Annotated in this window: 18 protein-coding genes; 9 read left to right on the top strand and 9 right to left on the bottom strand. The window is 71.6% G+C overall.

From position 1 onward, the window contains the following. Positions 1 to 5: 5 nt before the first annotated feature. Positions 6 to 2,453, bottom strand: a complete 2,448-nt coding sequence (locus M1D56_RS09425) for a DNA gyrase/topoisomerase IV subunit A (RefSeq protein ID WP_456283371.1) — start codon at positions 2,451 to 2,453, stop codon at positions 6 to 8. 99 nt (positions 2,454 to 2,552) lie between these two features. Here M1D56_RS09425 and M1D56_RS09420 point away from each other — a divergent pair, with 99 nt between their 5' ends. Next, on the top strand, positions 2,553 to 3,677 hold the full coding sequence (locus tag M1D56_RS09420; RefSeq protein ID WP_456283370.1) for an alkaline phosphatase family protein: 1,125 nt from the start codon (positions 2,553 to 2,555) through the stop codon (positions 3,675 to 3,677). Between the two features lie 3 nt (positions 3,678 to 3,680). On the opposite strand, the gene sepH is transcribed toward M1D56_RS09420, so the two are convergent. Further along, positions 3,681 to 4,718 carry a septation protein SepH gene (gene sepH, locus M1D56_RS09415; protein ID WP_456283368.1) on the bottom strand — a complete coding sequence of 346 codons (1,038 nt, stop codon included), beginning with the start codon at positions 4,716 to 4,718 and terminating at the stop codon, positions 3,681 to 3,683. A gap of 231 nt (positions 4,719 to 4,949) precedes the next feature. Between sepH and M1D56_RS09410 the strand changes: the two genes are divergently transcribed. After that, positions 4,950 to 5,243: a DUF4193 domain-containing protein gene (locus M1D56_RS09410; RefSeq protein ID WP_271172080.1), complete on the top strand. Its 294-nt coding sequence runs from the start codon at positions 4,950 to 4,952 to the stop codon at positions 5,241 to 5,243. On the opposite strand, the gene M1D56_RS09405 is transcribed toward M1D56_RS09410, so the two are convergent. After that, positions 5,218 to 5,727: a DUF3093 domain-containing protein gene (locus M1D56_RS09405; protein WP_456283366.1), complete on the bottom strand. Its 510-nt coding sequence runs from the start codon at positions 5,725 to 5,727 to the stop codon at positions 5,218 to 5,220. The genes M1D56_RS09410 and M1D56_RS09405 overlap by 26 nt on opposite strands. 12 nt (positions 5,728 to 5,739) lie before the next feature. Here M1D56_RS09405 and dut point away from each other — a divergent pair, with 12 nt between their 5' ends. The 5 genes from dut to dxs all read left to right on the top strand — a co-directional run bounded on the left by dut (position 5,740) and on the right by dxs (position 12,665). Next, positions 5,740 to 6,189: a dUTP diphosphatase gene (gene dut / locus M1D56_RS09400; protein WP_282977938.1), complete on the top strand. Its 450-nt coding sequence runs from the start codon at positions 5,740 to 5,742 to the stop codon at positions 6,187 to 6,189. Then, on the top strand, positions 6,186 to 6,809 hold the full coding sequence (locus M1D56_RS09395) for a DUF3710 domain-containing protein (RefSeq protein ID WP_271172077.1): 624 nt from the start codon (positions 6,186 to 6,188) through the stop codon (positions 6,807 to 6,809). The genes dut and M1D56_RS09395 overlap by 4 nt, the downstream gene beginning before the upstream one ends. Beyond that, a complete protein-coding gene (locus tag M1D56_RS09390; protein WP_456283364.1) occupies positions 6,806 to 7,531 on the top strand; it encodes a DUF3159 domain-containing protein in 726 nt (241 codons plus the stop codon). The genes M1D56_RS09395 and M1D56_RS09390 overlap by 4 nt, the downstream gene beginning before the upstream one ends. Before the next feature lie 183 nt (positions 7,532 to 7,714). Continuing rightward, on the top strand, positions 7,715 to 10,597 hold the full coding sequence (locus tag M1D56_RS09385; RefSeq protein ID WP_456283363.1) for an aconitate hydratase: 2,883 nt from the start codon (positions 7,715 to 7,717) through the stop codon (positions 10,595 to 10,597). A gap of 106 nt (positions 10,598 to 10,703) precedes the next feature. Next, entirely contained in the window at positions 10,704 to 12,665 is a 1,962-nt protein-coding gene (gene dxs, locus M1D56_RS09380; RefSeq protein ID WP_456283362.1) for a 1-deoxy-D-xylulose-5-phosphate synthase, read from the top strand. A 60-nt stretch (positions 12,666 to 12,725) separates the two neighbouring features. Here the strand turns inward: dxs and M1D56_RS09375 are convergent, their stop codons facing one another. From M1D56_RS09375 to M1D56_RS09360, 4 genes are all read right to left on the bottom strand, one after another. After that, positions 12,726 to 14,864 carry a 3-hydroxyacyl-CoA dehydrogenase NAD-binding domain-containing protein gene (locus tag M1D56_RS09375; RefSeq protein ID WP_456285227.1) on the bottom strand — a complete coding sequence of 713 codons (2,139 nt, stop codon included), beginning with the start codon at positions 14,862 to 14,864 and terminating at the stop codon, positions 12,726 to 12,728. Positions 14,865 to 14,869: 5 nt separating this feature from the next. Further along, the gene (locus M1D56_RS09370) at positions 14,870 to 16,078 is read right to left on the bottom strand and encodes a thiolase family protein (RefSeq protein WP_271172073.1); all 1,209 of its coding nucleotides are present in this window, start codon (positions 16,076 to 16,078) and stop codon (positions 14,870 to 14,872) included. 73 nt (positions 16,079 to 16,151) lie between these two features. After that, entirely contained in the window at positions 16,152 to 17,366 is a 1,215-nt protein-coding gene (locus M1D56_RS09365; RefSeq protein WP_456283361.1) for a ribonuclease D, read from the bottom strand. Then, positions 17,363 to 17,938 (bottom strand): DUF3000 domain-containing protein, encoded by a 576-nt coding sequence (locus M1D56_RS09360; RefSeq protein ID WP_271172071.1) that lies wholly within the window; start codon positions 17,936 to 17,938, stop codon positions 17,363 to 17,365. Before M1D56_RS09360 ends, M1D56_RS09365 begins: the two co-directional genes overlap by 4 nt. 25 nt (positions 17,939 to 17,963) lie before the next feature. Between M1D56_RS09360 and M1D56_RS09355 the strand changes: the two genes are divergently transcribed. Further along, positions 17,964 to 19,169, top strand: coding sequence for an alpha/beta hydrolase family protein (locus M1D56_RS09355; RefSeq protein WP_456283359.1), 1,206 nt, complete (start codon positions 17,964 to 17,966; stop codon positions 19,167 to 19,169). A gap of 6 nt (positions 19,170 to 19,175) precedes the next feature. On the opposite strand, the gene M1D56_RS09350 is transcribed toward M1D56_RS09355, so the two are convergent. Together M1D56_RS09350 and M1D56_RS09345 are read right to left on the bottom strand one after the other, a co-directional pair. After that, the gene (locus M1D56_RS09350; RefSeq protein ID WP_271172069.1) at positions 19,176 to 19,613 is read right to left on the bottom strand and encodes a SufE family protein; all 438 of its coding nucleotides are present in this window, start codon (positions 19,611 to 19,613) and stop codon (positions 19,176 to 19,178) included. A gap of 10 nt (positions 19,614 to 19,623) precedes the next feature. Next, positions 19,624 to 20,529: a sulfurtransferase gene (locus M1D56_RS09345; RefSeq protein ID WP_456283358.1), complete on the bottom strand. Its 906-nt coding sequence runs from the start codon at positions 20,527 to 20,529 to the stop codon at positions 19,624 to 19,626. A gap of 111 nt (positions 20,530 to 20,640) precedes the next feature. On the opposite strand from M1D56_RS09345, the gene zapE reads away from it, so the two are divergent. Then, positions 20,641 to 21,663: a cell division protein ZapE gene (gene zapE, locus M1D56_RS09340; RefSeq protein WP_456283356.1), complete on the top strand. Its 1,023-nt coding sequence runs from the start codon at positions 20,641 to 20,643 to the stop codon at positions 21,661 to 21,663. The last annotated feature ends 176 nt before the right edge of the window (positions 21,664 to 21,839 follow it).

The raw sequence follows: 21,839 nt of genomic DNA, 5'->3' as shown, positions 1-21,839 counted from the left end.
CCGTCCTAGACGAGCGTCCGGCCGATCGAGGCGACGACGGAATCGAGCGGCTGCCCCGACGCGTCGCGCTTCGAGAGGGTCTGCGGGAGCTTCCGCACCGACCCGTTCGCGTCCACCGCGAGGGCGGGGTCGGGGCCGACCCACGCGAGCGTCAGCCGGTCCTCGCCCCGGAGGAAGGCGTGCGCGCGGACGCCGCCCGTCGCGCGGCCCTTGCCGGGGAACTCCGAGAAGTCCGAGATCTTCGCCCGCCCCGTGTCGGCGCCCGCGAGCATCCCCTCGGCGCCCGACACCGTGACGACGACCGTGTCGTCGCCGGTCGCCGCGCCGAAGAAGAGCACGGCGCCCTTCGCGCTGAGCTTGATCCCGGCCATGCCGCCTGCCGCGGCCCCCTGGGGGCGCACCGAGGAGGCGGCGAAGCGCAGCAGCTGCGCGTCGGTCGTGATGAAGACGAGCTCGGCGTCGTCGGGTGCCGACGCCGCGCCCACGACCTCGTCGCCGGGCTTGAGCGCGATGACCTCGAGCTCGGGCTTCGCCGGGAGCGCGGACGGGACGATCCGCTTCACGACGCCCTGCGCGGTGCCGATGGCGACCGGAGCGTCGTCGTCGAGCTTCACGAGCGCGAGGATCCGCTCGCTGCGGTCGGCGAGCCCGATGTAGTCGTGCAGCTTGACGCCCACGCCCAGCTGCACCGCGTTCGGCGGCACCGACGGCAGGTCGACGGGGTGGAACCGCACGATGCGCCCGCGGTTCGTGAGCGCGCCGGCCTCGCCGCGGACGGTGGTCTGGACCGTCGAGAGGATCGCATCGTGCTTGCTCCGCCTCGACGGCGCCGCGAGCTGCTGGCCCTCCGGGATCTCGACGCGCACCGCGCGCCCCGTCGTCGACAGCGCCACGAGCGTGGGGCCATCCGCGATCTGGAGGTCGACATCCGAGGTCTGCCGCGTGCGCGCCGCGGCGGGCTTCGCGTTCATGAGGAGCGTGCGCCGCGGCGTGCCGTACTTGTCGACGACCGCGTCCAGCTCCGTCGCCACCTGCCTGCGCAGCAGCGCATCGGAGCCGAGGAGCTCCTCGAGGTGCGCGATCTCGGCGAGCAGCTCGTCGCGCTCCTTCTCGAGCTCGATGCGCGAGAACTTCGTGAGGCGGCGCAGGCGCAGCTCGAGGATGTACTCGGCCTGCACGTCGTCGAGATCGAACACCTGGCACAGGCGCGTGCGGGCCTGCTCGGAGTCGTCAGACGTGCGGATGACCTGGATGACCTCGTCGATGTCGAGGATGGCCACGAGCAGGCCGCGCACGAGGTGCAGGCGCTCCTGACGCCGCGCGAGGCGGAAGCGGCTGCGGCGCGTGACCACCTGCAGGCGGTGCTCGACGTAGACCCGCAGGAGCTCGACGAGGCCGAGCGTGTGCGGCCGCCCGCCGACGAGGGCGACGTTGTTGAAGTTGAAGGAGTCCTCGAGCGGCGTGAGGCGGTAGAGCCGCTCGAGCACGGCCTGCGGGTCGAAGCCCGTCTTCACCCCGATGACGATGCGCAGACCGTTGTTGCGGTCGGTGAGGTCGGTGACATCGCTGATGCCCTGGAGCTTCTTGGACTGGACGGCGTCCTTGAGCTTCTCGATCACGCGCTCGGGCCCGACCATGTAGGGCAGCTCCGTGACGACGATGCCCGTGCGGCGCGGGCCGATCTGCTCGATCGACACCTTCCCCCGCACCTTGATCGCGCCGCGGCCCGTCTCGTACGCGTCTCGGATCCCGTCGAGGCCGACGACGATGCCGCCCGAGGGGAAGTCCGGCCCCGGGACGAACTCCATGAGCTGGTCGAGGGTCGCGTCGGGATTCTCGAGGAGGAAGTTGGCGGCCGCGACGACCTCGGTGAGGTTGTGCGGCGCCATGTTCGTCGCCATGCCGACGGCGATCCCCGTCGTGCCGTTCACGAGGAGGTTCGGGTAGGCGGCCGGCAGGACGTCGGGCTGCTGGAACTGCCCGTCGTAGTTGGGGATGAAGTCGACGACATCCTCGTCGAGGTTCTCGGTCATCGCCATGGCGGCGGCCGCGAGGCGCGCCTCGGTGTACCGGGCCGCCGCGGGGCCGTCGTCGAGCGAGCCGAAGTTGCCGTGCCCGTCGACGAGCGGCACGCGCAGCGCGAAGTCCTGCGCGAGGCGCACGAGGGCGTCGTAGATGGCGGTGTCGCCGTGCGGGTGGAGCTTTCCCATCACCTCGCCGACGACGCGCGCGCTCTTCACATGGCCGCGGTCGGGGCGCAGCCCCATCTCGGCCATCTGGTAGAGGATGCGGCGCTGCACGGGCTTGAGGCCGTCGCGCGCATCCGGCAGGGCGCGCGAGTAGATGACGGAGTAGGCGTACTCGAGGTACGACCCCTGCATCTCCGACTCGAGGTCGATGTCCTCGATGCGCTCCTCGACCGGCGTGGCGTCGGATGCCTGCTTGCGCGCCATTCAGCCCTCTCCTCGGGTGGGACGGATCCCGGGCCGTGCGGCGCGCGCCCGCGGGCGGAGGGCGACGGCGCGCAGCTCCGCTGTGGGAGACTGGCCCGGATGTCCCTCATCGTACCGGCGGGCCCCCTGAACGCCCGGAGCCTCACCGAGGTCGCGCAGGAGTCCCTCCGATCGCTCGACGGAGGAGGGGAGTGGCTGCCCGCCGCGACCTCCGCGGTCATCGTCGTCGTCGACGGCCTCGGATCGATCCAGCTGCGAGCCCATGCCGGGCATGCGCGACGTCTCGCGGGCGCCATGGCCAAGAAGGATGTCGCGCGCAGCGTGTTCCCGTCGACGACGGCCGCGGCGCTCACGAGCACGCTCACCGGCGCCTGGCCGGGAGAGCACGGACTCGTCGGCTACCGCGTCCTCGACCCCGCGCAGGGGGTGCTCGCCAACCAGCTGAACGGCTACGAGCGCGACGGCCTCGACCCCGTCACGTGGCAGCGCGCGACGACCGTCTTCGAGCGCGCGCACGCCGACGGCCGCGCGGCGTTCGCGGTCGGGCTCGCGGAGTTCGCGGGCAGCGGCTTCACCGCTGCCGTCCTGCGCGGCGCGCGCTACATCGCGGAGGACGGCGTCCGGGCGCGCCTCGCGACCGCGTACGGGCTCGCGAGCGCTCACCCCGGCTCGGTCGTCTACTGCTACCTGCCCGAGGTCGACAAGGCCGGCCACCGGCACGGCGTCGCCTCGGACGCGTGGGTCGCCGCGCTGGAAGACATCGATGCCGCGTTCGCCGCGCCCGTCCCCGCGGGCGTCGGCGTCGTCGTGACCGCCGACCACGGGATGATCGACGTGCCCCGGCACCGGCACATCCTCCTCCGCGACGGAGACCCGCGACTCGACGGGGTGGCGCTCGTCGGCGGCGAGCCGCGCCTGCTCCATCTCTACCTCGAGGACGACGCGCGGGCCGACGAGGTCGCGGACGTCTGGCGCCGCGCGGACGAGGGGACCGCCGACATCGCCACGCGCGCGGAGGCGATCGCCGCCGGTCTCTTCGGCGACGTCCATCCTGATGTCGAGGCGCGCATCGGCGACGTGCTCGTCGCGGCGCGCGGGACGTGGGCGTTCTACGACGACCGCCTGGACGACAAGCGTCCGCAGGACATGGTGGGCCAGCACGGGTCGACGACCCCCGAGGAGATGACCGTGCCGCTGATCCGCCTCGGCTCCTACGCGCGCTGAGGCTCAGTCGTCCGCGCGGGCTCCGAAGACGATCTCGTCCCACGAGGGCATGGACGCGCGCCCTCGACGACGCGGGGTCTCCGGCTCGGGCTGCGGTGCGGGCTGCTCCGGCTCCGACTCCGAGCGGTAGCCCGGCTCGAGCGCATCGAAGAGCGCGACCGGAGCGGGCCCGTGATCCTCGCCATCGGCCTCGGCCGGCGGCGTCTCCTCCATCTCGAGGACGGGAGCGCTCTCGCGCTGGCCCCGGCGGCGGCGCAGCGCCTCCAGGAGGTCGGCGGTCTCGGAGCTCGGCCCCTCCGCGCTGGGCGCGCGCTTCGTCGCGGCCTCGCGCACCGACGGGATCGACCGGGTCATGCCGTCGGTCGCCGTGTCCTGCTCGGGGAGCCTGCGAGGCCCGAAGGCGCCGGAGTCGAAGCGATCCTCGTCGGCCGTCTCGACGACCTCGAGCGCGCGCAGGCGGGGGATGAGCCCCTTCGGCAGCGGGCCCTGACGCGACAGCTGCGTGGCGTCGCCGTTGAGGGGAGCGAGGGCGCTGCGCCGCGGGTCGAAGCTCCACCGGGCGTCGTGGTCGACCTCCGCGGCCGAGAACTCGAGCTTGACGATCCAGCCGGTCTCGTCCTTCCAGCTCGTCCAGCGCTCGCCCGAGGCGTCGAGGTCCGCGAGCTTCGAGCGGATGGCCTCGCCGAAGGTCGGATTCTGGTCGCCGGCGAGGTCGACCCCCATGAGCACGGGAACGGCGAGGGCACGGCCCACGATGTGCTCGCGCTCGGCGAGCACGGGGCCCTCGAAGCGGCGGACGTCCTCGACGCGCGCGCCGAGGAGATCCGCGACCTGCTCGGCCGTGAGTCCCGCGCGGATGTGCTGCTGGATGTCGCGAGGGCTCGCGGTCGGCGCGTGGGACTCCTCGCGATGCGCCGCGCGGTCGATCCGGCGCAGCTCGGAACGCAGCAGGTCGTCCACGGGGAGCGTGAAGCGCTGCCCCGACTCGTTCGCCAGGACGAGCTTGCCGTCCTCGGTCCCCACGATCGTGAGCTGATCCATGCTCTTGCTCCTCACACGATGACAATCGGTGTCCCAACATGGTTTCACGCGCGGTGGCTCGCAGGCGGGAATACCGCGGGCGCGCCGCGAGTTTCATCGCGAGCACGGACGGACGCCCGACGGCGACGCGCTGAGCATTTGCGAAAGCCGCGGGCGTCGTGCAAACTATCGCCGCCCCGCCCGATGGCGGGGATGTGCAACACCCGATGACGAAAGAAGTGACGCCCTCCGATGGCAACCGACTACGACGCCCCACGCAAGAGCGAAGACGACAACAACGAGTCGATCGAGGCGCTCAAGGCGCGCCGCCCCGATAACGCGGGATCCATCGACTCGGAGGACGCGGACAACCCGTCGAGCTTCGACCTGCCGGGCGCCGACCTGTCCAATGTCGAGCTCGATGTCGTCGTGCTCCCGCCGCAGGAGGATGAGTTCACCTGCATGAGCTGCTTCCTCGTGAAGCACCGCTCGCAGCTCGACCACGACGGCGCCGACGGGCCTATCTGCCGCGACTGCGCTGCGTGATCTGCGCGCGCACCACGGCCGCCGCGAGGCGGTCGGGGGTGCGCGTGGAGATCGTCCACGACGAGACGGGATCGTCCGGGTCGATGACCGGGACCACGACGATCGGGTCGATCCCGCCTCGCACGAGATACCACCCGCGCGGGTCGAGCCCGGCTCCCCGCGCCGCCTTCGCCTCGTCGCCCGTGAGCGCCGCCGGCTCGCCGAGGAGCTCTACCTCGATGCGCGCCCGCCCTGCGCGCAGCATGCCGTCGCGCACCTCCACGACGGGCGACGATGCGATGAGCAGGGCGATGACGCCGACGGCCACGATCGCCCCCAGCGCGAGGGCGATCGACGGATCGAGGCGCACGAAGACGAGCGACACCATGGGCGCGGCGATCGCGGCCGACGCGAGCAGCCAGAGCGACGGGGAGAGCCGCTCGCGGTAGACGGCGGCGGCGCCTGCGGCCGACGCGCTGTTCGGGGACGACACTGTGTTCTGCATTACCCTCGTTGCGTGACCGATATCGTTGACGTCCCCATTGTCGCATCAGAGGCTCCCGCGTACGCGCACCCCGGCGACGCCGGGGCGGACCTCGTCGCGAGCGAGTCGGTGCTCCTCGAGCCGGGAGAGCGTGCGCTCGTCGGCACCGGCGTGCGCATCGCGCTGCCCGAGGGCTACGCCGCGTTCGTCGTCCCGCGCAGCGGGCTCGCGGCCAAGCACGGCATCACGATCGTGAACGCGCCGGGCACGATCGATGCGGGCTACCGGGGCGAGATCAAGGTCGCCCTCCTGAACACCGACGCCCGAGAGGCGTACCAGATCACCGCGGGGGACCGCATCGCTCAGCTCATCCTGATGCCCGTCCCGCGCGCCCGATTCATCCCGGTCGACGAGCTGCCCGACTCCGTGCGCGGGGTCGGCGGATTCGGCTCGACCGGCTACGAGACACGAGGAGTGGCATGAGCGACGAGAGCGCGCCGCAGAACGACGAGATCGCCGTCCCCGAGGGCGAGGCCGCGCCCGCGACGACCCGCAACCGCGCCGAGGAGGGGCCGTTCGACGAGAGCGAGGCCAACCCGGTCCGCCCGTACATCGATCTCGGCGGCATCAAGATCCTGCCGCGCGAGGGCCTCAACCTCCGGCTCGAGGTCGAGGAGCAGTCCAAGCGCATCGTCGCGGTCGGGCTCGACTACGCCGAGTCCACGCTCCAGGTCCAGCCGTTCGCGGCGCCGCGGTCTAGCGGACTGTGGGATGAGACGCGAGACCAGATCCGCGACCAGGTGCGTCAGCAGGGCGGGCGAGTCGAGGAGCGCGAGGGACCCCTCGGCCCCGAGCTCCTCGCCGAGGTGCCGGTCGTCGCGGGCGGCGGCAGCGCGGAGAAGCGCCTCGCCCGCTTCATCGGAGTGGACGGCCCGCGCTGGTTCCTGCGCGGCGTCGTGGGCGGGCGCGCGACGAGCGACCCCGAGGCGGCGGAGCGGATCGAGGACCTCTTCCGCTCGATCGTCGTCGTGCGCGGCGGCGCTCCCATGCCGCCGCGCGACCTCATCCCGCTCAAGATGCCGCAGACGCCGGGCGCGGCGTGACCGGACAGGACGACCGGGGGGACGAGACGCCCCTCGAGCCGCCGCGCGCGTCCGACGCACTCGGAGCGGCACTCGGCGATGCCGCGCGCCGCATGGGGCTGGACCCCGCTGAGGAGCGGAGCACCGGCCACGTCGTCTGGAAGGCGATGGGCGGCTGGCGCGGCGTGCTCGAGTCGGTGCTGCCGAGCCTCGCCTTCGTCGTCCTCTTCACGCTGCGGCCCGACGCCCTCGCTCTCGCGCTCGGGGTCTCGGTCGGCGTCGCGGCGGTGTTCACGGTCGTGCGTCTCGTCCAGAAGTCGCCCCCTTCCGCCGCGATCGGAGGCCTCGTCGCGGCCGCCGCGGCGGCGGCGCTCGCGCTGTGGACGGGGCGCGGCGAGGACAACTTCGTCCCGGGGTTCCTGACGAACGGCCTCTACGGCACGGCGCTGCTCGTCTCGGCGCTCGTCGGCTGGTCGCTCATCGGCCTCGCGGCCGGCTTCCTGATGGGCGAGGGGACGGCGTGGCGCGCCGACCGGCGCAAGCGGCGGGTGTTCTTCTGGCTGGGCATCGCATGGGCCGCGCTCTTCTTCGCGCGGCTCGCCGTGCAGCTGCCGCTCTACTTCGCGGGCGACGTCACGGCCCTCGGCACCCTCAAGATCGTCATGGGGCTGCCGCTGTTCGCGCCCATGGTCGCCGTCACCTGGCTCGCCGTGCGCGCGCTGTACGGCCGACGCGAAGGTTGAGCGCGGCGCGACGGGGACCGACCGCGGGCGCGTGGTAGATTTATCTTGACATCGAGATAAATTGCGCACTTCGGGGAACCTGTCGCCCGGCCGCGGCCGGTAAGGTCCGCCTTCCTAGCCGACGCGCTCAGCGGCGAGCATGATGGGGGCGTAAGTGCGCGGTCGACCAGGAGGAGACAGCCCGTGTCCACGGTGAACAGCTTCGGTGCGAAGAGCACCCTGACGGTCGGCAGCACCGACTACGAGATCTTCCGCCTCGACGCGGTCGCCGGCTTCGAGAAGCTCCCCTTCAGCCTCAAGGTCCTCCTCGAGAACCTGCTTCGCACCGAGGACGGCGCGAACATCACCAAGGAGCAGATCAGCGCCCTGGGCTCGTGGGACCCGAATGCCGAGCCGAACACGGAGATCCAGTTCACGCCGGCTCGCGTCGTGATGCAGGACTTCACGGGCGTGCCCTGCATCGTCGACCTCGCGACCATGCGCGAGGCCGTCACGGCCCTCGGTGGCGACCCCGACAGGATCAACCCGCTCTCGCCCGCCGAGATGGTCATCGACCACTCGGTCATCGCCGACCTCTTCGGCACCGAGAACGCCCTCGAGCGCAACGTCGAGATCGAGTACGAGCGCAACGGCGAGCGCTACCAGTTCCTCCGCTGGGGCCAGACCGCGTTCCAGGACTTCAAGGTCGTTCCCCCCGGTACCGGCATCGTCCACCAGGTGAACATCGAGCACCTGGCGAAGGTCGTCTACGACCGCACCGTCGACGGCGTGCTGCGCGCGTACCCCGACACCTGCGTCGGCACCGACTCGCACACGACCATGGTCAACGGCCTCGGCGTGCTGGGCTGGGGCGTCGGCGGCATCGAGGCCGAGGCCGCCATGCTCGGCCAGCCGGTGTCGATGCTCATCCCGCGCGTCGTGGGCTTCAAGCTCACGGGCGACATCCCCGCCGGCGTGACCGCGACCGACGTCGTGCTCACGATCACCGACATGCTGCGCAAGCACGGCGTGGTGGGCAAGTTCGTCGAGTTCTACGGCGAGGGCGTCGCCTCGGTGCCGCTGGCCAACCGCGCCACCATCGGCAACATGAGCCCCGAGTTCGGCTCGACGGCGGCCATGTTCCCGATCGACGACGTCACGCTCGACTACCTGCGCCTCACCGGGCGCGACGAGCAGACGGTCGCCCTGGTCGAGGCGTACGCCAAGGAGCAGCACCTCTGGCACGACCCGTCGCGCGAGCTCGTCTTCAGCGAGTACATGGAGCTCGACCTCGGCACCGTCGTGCCCTCGATCGCGGGTCCGAAGCGCCCGCAGGACCGCATCCTGCTGTCGGAGGCCAAGCCGCAGTTCCAGAAGGACATCCTCAACTACGCCTCGCTCCCCGAGGACACGGTCGAGGTCGAGGGCACCTTCCCGGCGTCCGACCCCGGCAGCACCCCCGGCGTGGAGCACGAGCACGTGCCCGCCAACGGCGTGTCGCACCAGCACGAGGAGCAGCACGCGGCGCACGCCGAGCACGCGGCGGCAGGCCTACTCGCGAGCGGCGAGCGGCACGCGGCGTCGCAGCCGGTGAAGGTGACCACGCCCGAGGGCGAGTCGTACCTCCTCGACAACGGCGCGGTCACCCTGGCCGCCATCACGTCGTGCACCAACACCTCGAACCCGTCGGTCATGATCGCCGCAGGCCTCCTCGCCCGCAAGGCGCGCGAGAAGGGCCTCACCCGCAAGCCGTGGGTGAAGACGACGCTGGGCCCCGGCTCGAAGGTCGTGACGGACTACTACGAGAAGTCGGGCCTCGACAAGGACCTCGAGGGCCTCGGCTTCTACACCGTCGGCTACGGTTGCACGATCTGCATCGGCAACTCGGGACCGCTCATCGAGGAGGTCTCCGAGGCGATCAACGAGAACGACCTGGCCGTCACGGCCGTCCTCTCGGGCAACCGCAACTTCGAGGGTCGCATCAGCCCCGACGTGAAGATGAACTACCTCGCGAGCCCGCCGCTCGTGGTGGCCTACGCTCTGGCCGGCTCGATGAACTTCGACTTCGAGACCGACCCGCTCGGCAAGGACGAGAACGGCGACGACGTCTTCCTCAAGGACGTGTGGCCCTCGCCCGACGAGGTGCAGGAGATCATCGACTCGTCGATCTCCCGCGAGCAGTTCATCAAGCAGTACGCCACCGTGTTCGACGGCGACGAGCGCTGGAAGAACCTGCCCACCCCGACCGGCCCGGTCTTCGAGTGGGACGAGAGCTCGACGTACGTGCGCAAGGCCCCGTACTTCGACGGCATGACGATGGAGCTCACGCCGGTCGAGGACATCACCGGCGCTCGCGTGCTCGCGACGCTCGGCGACTCCGTGACGACCGACCACATCAGCCCCGCGGGCAACATCAAGGCCGGCACGCCGGCCGCGCAGTACCTGACCGAGCACGGCGTCGCGCAGCGCGACTTCAACTCGTACGGCTCGCGCCGTGGCAACCACGAGGTGATGATCCGGGGCACGTTCGCGAACATCCGCCTGAAGAACGCGCTCGTGAAGGCGGTCAACGACGGCCAGCAGATCGAGGGCGGCTACACGCGCGACTTCACGCAGCCCGAGGGTCCGCAGTCGTTCATCTACGACGCGAGCCAGAACTACCAGGCCCAGGGCACGCCGCTGGTCATCTTCGGTGGCAAGGAGTACGGCTCCGGGTCGTCGCGCGACTGGGCGGCCAAGGGCACGCGCCTGCTCGGCGTGAAGGCCGTGATCACGGAGAGCTTCGAGCGCATCCACCGCTCGAACCTCATCGGCATGGGTGTCGTCCCGCTGCAGTTCCCCGCCGGCGAGAGCTGGGAGTCGCTCGGCCTCGACGGCACCGAGATCGTCTCGATCGAGGGCCTCGAGCAGCTCAACGAGGGCGTCACGCCGAAGACCGTGAAGGTCACCGCCGCGCCGAGCGAGCACTCCGCTCCCGGCAAGGAGACCGTGGAGTTCGACGCGGTCGTCCGCATCGACACCCCCGGTGAGGCCGACTACTACCGCAACGGCGGCATCCTGCAGTACGTGCTGCGCAGCCTCGTCTGACGCATCGCGTCGCGCGCATCGACGGCCCCGGGAGCGATCCCGGGGCCGTCGTCGTCGCCGGGCCCGTCGCGCGCCGTCTCCCAGGTGCCCGGCGTAGGCTCGGAGCATGACTCTGCTCGACCGCATCCGGGGGCCCCGCGACCTCGACGCGCTCTCGCACGATGAGCTCGCGACGCTCGCGGAGGAGGTGCGCGCGTTCCTCATCGAGAACGTCGCGCGCACCGGCGGCCACCTCGGACCGAACCTCGGCGTCGTGGAGCTGACGATCGCGCTGCACCGCGTCTTCGACTCCCCGAGCGACCCGATCATCTGGGACACGGGGCACCAGTCCTACGTGCACAAGGTCCTGACCGGTCGGCAGGACTTCTCCGGCCTCCGCTCCCGAGGCGGCCTCGCGGGCTACCCGCAGCGCTCGGAGAGCGAGCACGACGTCGTCGAGTCCTCCCACGCGTCGAGCTCGCTGAGCTGGGCGGACGGCATCTCCCGCGCGTTCCAGCGCACGGGCCGCAGCGATCGGCATGTCGTGGCCGTCGTCGGCGACGGCGCGCTCACGGGCGGCATGACCTGGGAGGCGCTCAACAACATCACCGACGACAACGAGCGCAACCTCGTCATCGTCGTGAACGACAACGGCCGGTCGTATGCGCCGACCATCGGCGGCATGGCCCGCTACCTGAACCGCGTGCGCACGGGCGAGGTGTACCGCGACCTCGGCGAGAAGTCCGGTCGGCTCGCGGGCAAGTTCGGCGCGGCCGGCCGCGCACTGTATCGCGGCGTGCGCGGGGGGACCCACGGCTTCCTGTCGCGTCTCACGAACAACAGTCAGCTGTACTCGCAGCTCGACATCAAGTACCTCGGCCCGGTCGACGGCCACGACCTGCCTGCGCTCATCGAGACGCTCGAGCTCGCGAAGGCGTTCGGCGCGCCCGTGATCGTGCACGCGATCACGGAGAAGGGGCGCGGGTACCAGCCCGCCCTCGACGACGAGGCCGACCAGTTCCATGCCGTCGGGCGCATCGACCCCGCCACGGGCGACCCGATCGGCGCCTCCGCTGGCCGCGGCTGGACCGAGGTGTTCGCCGACGAGCTCGTGCAGGTGGGCGAGGAGCGCCCCGAGGTGATCGCGATCACAGCCGCGATGCTACGGCCCACGGGACTCGCTCCGTTCGCCGAGCGGTTCCCCGATCGCGTGTACGACGTCGGCATCGCCGAGCAGCACGCGGTCGCGTCAGCCGCGGGGCTCGCCTACGGCGGCCTGCACCCCGTCGTCGCCCTGTACTCGACCTTCGTGAACCGCGCGTTCGACCAGGTCCTCATGGACGTCGCCCTGCACCGCGCCGGGGTGACGTTCGTCCTCGACCGCGCAGGCGTCACCGGCCCCGACGGGCCGAGCCACCACGGCATGTGGGACCTCGCGCTCCTGCACATCGTCCCGCACATCCGCCTCGCCGCGCCCCGCGACGGGGAGCGGCTGCGCGAGGAGCTGCGCGAGGCCGTCGCGGTCGATGACGCGCCCACCGTGGTCCGCTTCCCGAAGGGCGCGGTCGGCGAGGAGATCCCCGCGATCGAGCGTCTCGCCGACGGCGTGGACGTGCTCGCGCGCGGTGACGAGGAGGACGTCCTCATCGTCGCGATCGGCACCTTCGCCGAGACCGCGCTCGACGTCGCACGGCGGCTCAGGGCACAGGGCATCGGCGCGACCGTCGTCGACCCGCGCTGGGTCGTCCCGGTTCCCGCGTCGATCGTCGAGCTCGCCTCGCGTCACCGACTGGTCATCACCCTCGAGGACGGCATCCGCGTCGGCGGCATCGGGACGCGCGTGCGCCAGGTGCTGCGCGAGGCGGGCGTCGACACCGCGGTGGACGAGCTGGGGCTTCCCGACGCCTTCATCGACCACGCCTCGCGCGATCAGGTGCTCGCGGATGCGGGCCTCACGCCCGCGAAGATCGCCCAGGACGTCGTCGCGCAGGTGCTCGGCACCCGCGTGCCCGTCGCGCGGCCGGAGAAGGACGGCCGCGGCGTGCCGACCGTGACCGGTCAGATCGGCCGCATCGCGAACAGCTCCTGAGACGCTACAGCGGGGCGCACCGTGTCGGTGCGCCCCGCTGTCGTCGCCTCGATCGCCGTCTCAGGCGTCGACGCCGCGGATCACGGGATCGTGGAACGTGCCGCCGAACACGCGCTCGGATGCGCCGACGCGGTCGAGGTAGACCGAGGCGCCGCCGTCGATGAACGGCCATCCGGCGCCCAGGATGAGCGCGAGGTCGATGTCCTCGACCTCGGGGACGACGCCCTCGTCGAGCATGATCCGGATCTCGCGGGCGAGCTCGTCCTCGACTCGACGGAGGATCTCCTGCTCGGAGACGGGGGAGGAGCCGACCGAGAGCGCCTTCTGCGCGTCCTTCGTCCAGCCGGTGACCCGACCGGACCTGTCCTTCTCGACCGCCTGGGGCAGGTCGGCGAGAGCGTGCAGGTTCGCCGAGGCGTGGAAGCGGTCGGGGAAGTGCGACACCATCGTGTCCTGCACGTGGGCTGCGACCTTCCAGCCGACGAGGTCGATGAGCTGGAACGGCGTCATCGGAAGGCCGAGGGGCGCGAAGGCGCGCTCGACCGTCATCAGCGGCGTGCCCTCGTCGATCGCGCGTGCAGCCTCGCCCATGACCTTCGCGAGCAGGCGGTTGACGATGAAGCCCGGAGCGTCGGCCGAGCCGATCGCGTTCTTGCGGAGGTCCTTCGCGACCGCGTATGCCGTCGCGAGCGCCTCCTCGCTCGCCTGCGGCGTGCGGACGACCTCGATGAGCGGCATGACCGCGACCGGGTTGAAGAAGTGGAAGCCGACGAGGCGCTCGGGGTGCGCGAGCACCGAGCCGATCTCCTCGACCGAGAGCGACGACGTGTTCGTCGCGAGGATCGCCTCCGGCGAGACGATCCGCTCGATCTCGGCGAAGACGCCCTGCTTGACCTTCGTCTCCTCGAACACGGCCTCGATGACGAAGTCGCAGTCCGCGTACTCGGCCTTGTCGATCGTGCCGTGCACGAGCGCGCGGACGCGATTCGCGGCGTCGCCGTCCAGCCTCCCCTTCTGCTCGAGCTTCGCGATCTCCTCGTGGATGTACGCGAGACCCTTGTCGACACGCGCCTGATCGACGTCGGTGATGAGCACGGGCACCTCAAGCCGACGCAGGAACAGGAGTGCGAACTGGCTCGCCATGAGGCCCGCGCCGATGACGCCGACCTTCGTGACCTTGCGGGCGAGCGAGCGGTCGGGGGCGCCCACGGGCCGCTTCGCGCGCTTCTGCACGAGGTCGAACGCGTACATCGACGCGGCGAACTGATCGCCCGCGATGAGGTCGGCGAGCGCCTCGTCCTCGCGCGCGAATCCCTCGGCGCGGGTGCCGGAGCGCGCCTTGTCGAGCAGATCGAGCGCGCGGTAGGGCGCGCGGGGGACCGTGCCGATGCGGCTCTCGAGCATCCCGCGCGCGACCTTGATCGCGACCGGCCACTTCGTCAGGCGCTCGATCTTGCCGGGAGCGTTCCTGCGCTCGACCTTGATCGTCCCGGCGAGCACGCCGTCGGCCCAAGCGAGAGAGTCCTCGAGGTAGTTCGCGGGTGGGAAGATCGCGTCGAAGATGCCGAGCTCGAACGCCTGCTGCGGCTTGAGCGTGCGGTTCTGCTTGAGCGGGTTCGAGATGACCACCTCGAGCGCGTTCTCGATCCCGATGAGGTTCGGGAGGAGATAGGCGCCGCCCCAGCCGGGGACGAGCCCGAGGAACACCTCGGGCAGCGCGATCGCGGCGGCCGACGAGTCGACGGTCCGGTAGGTGGAGTTGAGGGCGATCTCCGTCCCGCCGCCGAGCGCCAGCCCGTTCACGAACGCGAACGACGGCACGCCGAGGTCCGACAGCTTGCCGAGGACGTGGTGGCCCTGCTGCGCGATGAGCAGCGCGTCCTTCCGCTCGCGCAGAGCGCTGATCTGCGACAGGTCGGCCCCTGCGGCGAAGATGTACGGCTTGCCCGTGATCGCCACCGCATCGATCTCGCCGGCCGCGGCGCGCGCCCGCAGCGTCTCGAGCACGCCGTCGAGCTCCGCGAGCGTGCGCGGGCCGATCGTGTTCGGCCGCTTGTGGTCGCGCCCGTTGTGGAGCGTGATGAGCGCGATCGTGCGACCCCCGCGCGTGCGGATGTCGCTGACGAGGGAGTGCGTGACGACCTCGTCGGCAGTGAGCGCCTCGAGCCCGGAGAAGTCGATGGAGGAGTAGTCGGTCATCGTGCTCACTTCCGCTTCTTCTTGCCGGTGTAGTGCGGGTTCTCCCACACGACGCTGCCGCCCTGACCGAGCCCGACGCACATCGCGGTGAGGCCGTAGCGCACCTCGGGGTGCTCGGCGAACTGCGCAGCGAGCTGGATCATGAGGCGCACGCCGGATGCCGCGAGGGGATGCCCGACCGCGATGGCGCCGCCCCAGGGGTTGACCCGCGGGTCGTCGTCGGCGATCCCGAAGTGGTCGAGGAAGGAGAGCACCTGGATCGCGAAGGCCTCGTTGAGCTCGAACAGGCCGATGTCGTCGATCGTGAGCCCCGCCTTCGCGAGGGCCTTCTCGGTCGAGGGGATGGGGCCGATGCCCATGATCTCCGGCTGGACGCCCGCGAACGCGAAGGAGACCATCCGCATCTTGGGCGCGAGGCCGAGCTCCTTGACCGCGGCCGACCCGGCGAGCAGGCTCACGGTCGCGCCGTCGGTGAGCGGCGACGACGTCCCCGCGGTGACGCGCCCGTGCGGCCGGAACGGCGTCTTGAGCGAGGCGAGGCCCTCCATCGTCGTCTCGGGGCGGCGTCCCTCGTCCTCGGTGGCGAGCGCCCACGCTCCGTCAGGGCGCGCCACCGCGACCGGGACGAGATCGGGCTGGATGCGCCCGGCGTCGTAGGCGGCCTGAACCTTCTGCTGGCTCAGCATGCCGAAGCGGTCGGCGCGCTCCTTCGTGAGGTGCGGGAACCGGTCGTGGATGCGCTCGGCGGTGACGCCCATGTTGAGCGCGCCGGGATCGACGAGCTTCTCGGCGACGAAGCGCGGATTCGGATCGGCGTTCGACCCGATGGGGTGCCGGCCCATGTGCTCGACTCCGCCCGCGATGGCGAGGTCGTACATGCCGACGCCGATCGACGCGCCCATCGTGGTGACCGCCGTCATCGCGCCCGCGCACATCCGCTCGATCGCGAGGCCCGGCACGGTCTGCGGGAGTCCCGCGAGGATGGCCGCGGTGCGGCCGAGGGTCAGGCCCTGGTCTCCTGTCTGCGACGTGGCCGCGATGGCGACGTCGTCGATCCTGTCGGCGGGGACGCCGCCGTTGCGCTCCATGAGCCCGATCATCGCCTTGACGACGAGGTCGTCGGCTCGGGTGTTGGCGTACATGCCCTTCTCGCCGGCGCGCCCGAACGGGGTCCGCACACCATCGACGAAGTAGACATCCGAAAGCTCGGCCACTCTGCCTCCCTGTGTCAGTTGACCTCAGCCTAGGCACGGGCGGGCGCGCGTCTCCGCATCGATTGGGATGAACCTACGAAGCCGGATCGCCCTGCTCTCCGGGCGTTTGCGCGGCGCGCACAAACGCGGCGGCGATGAGGTCGGCGGTGGCCTCGATCTGCCAGGGGCGGGCTCCCTGCGCGCGGAGGGCGTCGCCGACCGTGACGGCATCCACGAAGGAGGGCGGCTCCCACGCCACCCGGCGCAGCGTCTCGGGGGTGAGGAGGTTCTCCGTGGGCATCGACAGCTCGGCGGCCTTCGCCTCGACGTCGGGCCGAGCCTGCTTGAGCCGCTGGTCGGCCTCGGGGTTGCGGTCGGCCCATGCCCGATGGGGCGGCAGCGCATCGCTCGGGACCCGCTCGGCAGGGAGGTCGTCGCTCTCGCGTCCGGCGACGATCGCGTTCCACCAGCGGTCGAGCTCGGTCCGGCTCGCGCGGCCGGTGAACTCGCGGATGCCGGCGAGGGCCTGCTTCGTGCGCGGCATGGCCAGCACCGCGGCGACGAGCGCGCGATCGGGCACGAGTCGACCGGGCGAGACGTCCTGAGCCTGCGCGAGCTCCTCGCGCGCGCGCCACAGCTCGCGCGCGACCGCGAGGTTGCGACGGCCGCGCACCTTGTGCAGTCCGCTCAGGCGCCGCCACGGGTCGGGGCGCGGCGCCTTCGGCTCGCGCGCGAGCGTCGCCTCGAACTCCTGACGGGCGAACTCGGCCTTGCCCGACGCCTCGAGCTCTGCCTCCAGCCGGTCGCGCACGTCGACGAGGTGGAGGACGTCGAGCGCCGCGTACTCGAGCCACGCGCGCGGGAGGGGCCGGGTCGACCAGTCGGCGGCCGAGTGCGCCTTCGCGAGCTCGATCCCGAGCGCGGCCTCGACGACGGCGCCGAGGCCGACGCGCTCCCAGCCGAGGAGGCGGGCGGCGAGCTCCGTGTCGAAGATGCGCCGAGGGTCGAGCCCCAGCTCGCGAAGGGAGGGCAGGTCCTGGCTCGCCGCGTGGAACACCCATTCCTCGTCGCCCAGGAGGCGCTGGATGGCCGTCACGTCGGGAACCGCGATCGGGTCGACGAGCAGGACGCCGCCGTCGCGACGGTAGAGCTGCACGAGGTAGGCGCGCTGCGAGTAGCGGAAACCGGAGGCGCGCTCGACGTCGACGGCCACGGGGCCGGTGCCCGCGGCCAGGCGCTCGACAGCCTCGGCGAAGACCGCGGGGTCGTCGATCACGGGGAAGTCCGCTGCCGGCTGCTGGTCGGTCATCTGGGCCTCCGGGCGCCGAACACGGCGATGTCCTCCGACCCCGGCGGGAGGCCGGCGAGCATGCAGACGAGCTCGGCCCAGGCCTCGACGTGGGAGCGGAACGATCCGACGGGCGACCACGAGGCGCGCAGCTCGATCTGCGCGCCGTCGCCCTCGGCGGCGAGTGCCCCGAACCCCTTCGACAGGATCTTCGTCGCGGTGCCGGAGGGGGAGTGGTACGGCGCCCCGCGGGTCTCCAGCGCGTCGACGAGCCACGACCAGGTGACATCCGCGAGGAGCGGATCGGTCCCGATCTCGGGTTCGAGGGGAGCCTGGGCGAACGTCACGATGCGCCAGCTGCCGCCCCATGACTCCTGCCCGTCGGGGTCGTGGAGCAGGATGAGCCGGCCGGTCCCGTACGGCGAGTCGCCGTGGTCGTCGGGTCGGACATCGGCGGCGAGGGCGATGCTGAAGGGCGCCAGACCCTGCGGCGACGGGATGTCGCGCACGGTGAGATCGCCCCGGAACGTCGCCGAGCGCACGGCCGCCTCCGCCTCCGCGAAGGCGTCTGAGCGCGCCCGATCTCCCGTCACGTCGACAGATTAGAGTGAGGGTGCCATGAACACCCCCAGGCGCGCCGCATCCCCGGTCCTCATCGGTCTCCGCTCCGCTCTCACCGTGCTCGCCGCCATGCTCGCCGGCGTGGCGGGCGCCGTCGCCTACGTCTCGCTGCGGATCGCGCGCAAGGCGGTCACGCCCGGCCCGCGCGTGGCCGACGTCGCCGTCCACGGGTTCGACACCGGCGCGCAGACGATCACGCTCTCGCGCACGCCCGATACGGTCCTCCCCGGGCGCTACGGGCTCTTCACGGGCGGATCGGAGCACTACCTGAAGCTCGGCGCGGTCCTCGCGGAGGACGGGCAGCGCGTGCGGAGGAAGCTGCTCACGCAGGTCGACTCGAGCTCGCAGATCGGGCCGTACGCGGCCTTCAGCGGCTGGTACTGGGAGCGCGCCGAGGAGCTCCACCTCCCGTTCACGACCGAGTTCATCGGCGCCCCGGTCGGGCCGTGCCCCGCGTGGTACTTCCCGGCCGAGGATCCCGATGCGGACACGTGGGTCGTCGCGGTCCACGGGCGCGGGACGACCCGCGCCGAGGTGCTCCGCGCGGTTCCCGTCCTCCATGAGGAGGGGCTCCCCGTCCTGTGCGTCTCGTACCGGAACGACGGCGAGGCGCCGCGCAGCCGCTCGGGCCGGTACGGTCTCGGCGCGACCGAGTGGCGCGACGTCGACGCCGCCGTCGCGTGGGCGCTGCGGCGCGGAGCCCGCCGGATCGTCCTGATGGGGTGGTCGATGGGCGGGGCGATCGTCCTCCAGGTCGCGCTCAACTCGGCGCACGCCGACGCGATCGCGGGCGTCATGCTGGAGTCGCCGGTCGTGGACTGGCGGCTCGTGCTGGGATTCCAGGCGCGCGAGCTGCGCGTCCCGTCGCCCTTCACCCGGCTCGCGATGGGCGCGCTCGGACAGGAGTGGACGTCACGGGTCGTGCGCCACGGCGACCCGATCTCGCTCGACGACCTCGACATCGTGTCCCGCGCGGAGGAGCTGCGGCATCCGATTCTGCTCCTGCACAGCGACGACGACGGGTTCGTGCCGTCCGACGCCTCGCACCGGCTCGCGTCCGAGCGCCCCGACCTCGTGACGCTCGAGCGCTTCCACACGGCGCGCCACACGAAGCTGTGGAACTTCGACGAGCACCGCTGGAACAGCGCGATCCGCTCCTGGCTGCGCACTCAGGCGTTCGTGCCCGACGTCGGCGGGGCCTGAGCCGCCTCAGACGAGACGCGAGCGGATCTGCCGCTTGGCGCGCAGGAGCATCCCGGTCATTCCCGAGATCCGCAGCGGCGACACGACGCGGGTGAGGCCGAGGGTCTGCGGGAAGTCATCGGGCACCGCGAGGGCCTCGTCGGCGGTGAGGCCCGTGAGCCCCTGAGCGAGGATGCTCGCGAAGCCGCGCGTCGTGGGTGCCTCTGCGGGCGCGGTGGCGTGCATCGCGACGCGGCGATCGGCGTCGACCTCGAGCACGATGAACACGGGCGACTGGCATTCCGCGACGCGCTCGGTGAGCTCCGGGTGATCGGCGTAGCGCGCGGGGATCTCCGGGAGCTCGTTCGCGAACTCGAGGAGGAGCTGGAGACGCTCGGGCTCGTCGAGCGCGAGGAACTCGTCGCGGATCTCCGCGAGGGCGTCGGGGAGCGCGTGGTCGGTCATCCGCCCCAGACTACTGCGCGGGGAGCGCCCCTGGCTCGCCGCCCGTCGCGATCGGCACCCGGACGGCGCTGCCCCACTCGGTCCAGGATCCGTCGTAGTTGCGGACCTTCGGGAAGCCGAGGAGGTGCTTGAGGACGAACCACGTGTGGCTCGAGCGCTCGCCGATGCGGCAGTACGCGACGATGTCGTCGTCGTCCTGCAGGCCGATCTCGTCGCGGTAGATCGCCTCGAGCTCGGCGCGCGGGCGGAAGCCGCCGTCCTCCGCGACGGCGCGCCCCCACGGCACGCTGCGGGCCGTGGGGATGTGGCCGGCGCGGAGCGCCCCCTCCTCGGGGTACGCGGGAGCGGTCGTGCGCTCGCCGGTGTACTCCTCGGGAGAGCGCACGTCGACGAGCGGACCCGCGCCGAGATGCGCGAGGACGTCGTCCTTGAACGCGCGCAGGGTGGCGTCGTCGCGCTCGACGACGGGGTACTCGACGGCCGCGCGCACCGTGCGCTCGGTCGTGAGCTCCCGGCCCTCGGCGATCCAGCGATCGCGCCCTCCGTCGAGGAGGCGGACGTCCTCGTGCCCGAAGAGCGAGAACACCCAGAGGGCGTAGGCGGCCCACCAGTTGCTCTTGTCGCCGTAGATCACCACCGTGTCGTCACGGGAGATGCCCTTGCGGCCGAGCAGCTCGGCGAAGCCCGCGCCGTCGAGGTAGTCGCGCACGACCGGGTCGTTCAGCTCCGTGTGCCAGTCGATCTTGACCGCGCCCGGGATGTGGCCGGTCTCGTAGAGGAGGACGTCCTCGTCCGACTCGACGACCACGAGACCCGGCTCGCCGCGGTGCTCTTCGAGCCATTGGGTCGAGACCAGCCGCCACGGCTCGGCGTACGCGGCGAACTTCTCCTGCGACCCATCCGGTGCGACGGCCATAGCTGCTCCTCGTTATCGTTGTGGGGACCCGTCTTCGAGCCTACGGCCCGCGAGCACGGTGCGGCTCGGCCTGTCGGCCGGGGCGCGTAACCGACAGACATCTGAGGACCCATGACCTCCACCGCGACCGAGATCGTCCACCTCGCCGACCGCCATCCGCAGCTGTCCGGCGAGGAGATGCTCGCCAGCCTCGTGCCGCCGCGGCAGTTCGACGACGCGACGTTCGCGTCGTACCGCGTCGACCCCGACTACCCCTCGCAGCAGGAAGCGAAGGAGGAGCTCGAGCGGTTCGCGACGGGGGCCCAGCCCGCGCGGCGCGGGGGGCTCTTCTCGCGCAGGCCCAAGCTCCCGGAGACCAAGCCCGGCGTGTACCTCGACGGCGGGTTCGGCGTCGGCAAGACGCACCTGCTCGCGGCGATCTACCACGCGGTCCCCGCCCGCCGGAAGCACTTCGGCTCGTTCATCGAGTACACCGCCCTCGTCGGCGCGCTGGGCTACAAGAACACGGTCGACCTGCTGCGCGGATCGGCGCTGCTGTGCATCGACGAGTTCGAGCTCGACGACCCGGGCGACACGATGGTGATGACGCGGCTCCTCGGCGAGCTCGTGGCGTCGGGGACGCGTCTGGCGGCGACGAGCAACACCCCGCCGAACGCGCTCGGCGAGGGGCGCTTCGCCGCGCAGGACTTCCTCCGCGAGATCCACGCGATGTCCGACAGCTTCCGCACCCTGAGGATCGACGGCGTCGACTTCCGCCAGCGATCCCTCGACGGGCACGCCGTCGTCCTCGACGACGCGGAGTACGACGCGGCGCTCGCGGGCGCGGGCGGCTCGGCCTCCGACGACGGCTTCGATGCGCTCATCTCGCACCTCGCCCGCGTGCACCCCTCGCGCTACATCCGCCTCATCGACGGCCTCAGCGCCGTGGGTCTGCGCGACGTGCGTCAGCTCACCGACCAGTCGGAGGCGCTGCGCTTCGTCGCGTTCGTCGACCGCGTCTACGACGCCGAGCTGCCGATCCGCGCCACGGGCGCACCGCTCGAGGACGTGTTCGGCGCCGACATGCTCGCGGGGGGCTACCGCAAGAAGTACCTCCGCGCGATCTCGCGTCTCGTCGCCTCGACGCACGCGTGACGCGCTGCCGCCCGAGGTCCTCCCCAGGGCGGCGAAACACGATGTTTACGGAACGCCGATCCTCGTAACACATCGGAAACACCAGCCGCACCAGACGGGTAACGCGCTGTCGGGACACTGAGTCCACCCGGTCGAGCGAACCTCTCGACCCGACGGCTCGCCGGGGTCCCCACACT

The organism is Microbacterium sp. JZ101, assembly GCF_053903175.1.
Note: the sequence above shows the minus strand (reverse complement) of the source record. Positions and strands in the feature narration are given on the sequence as shown.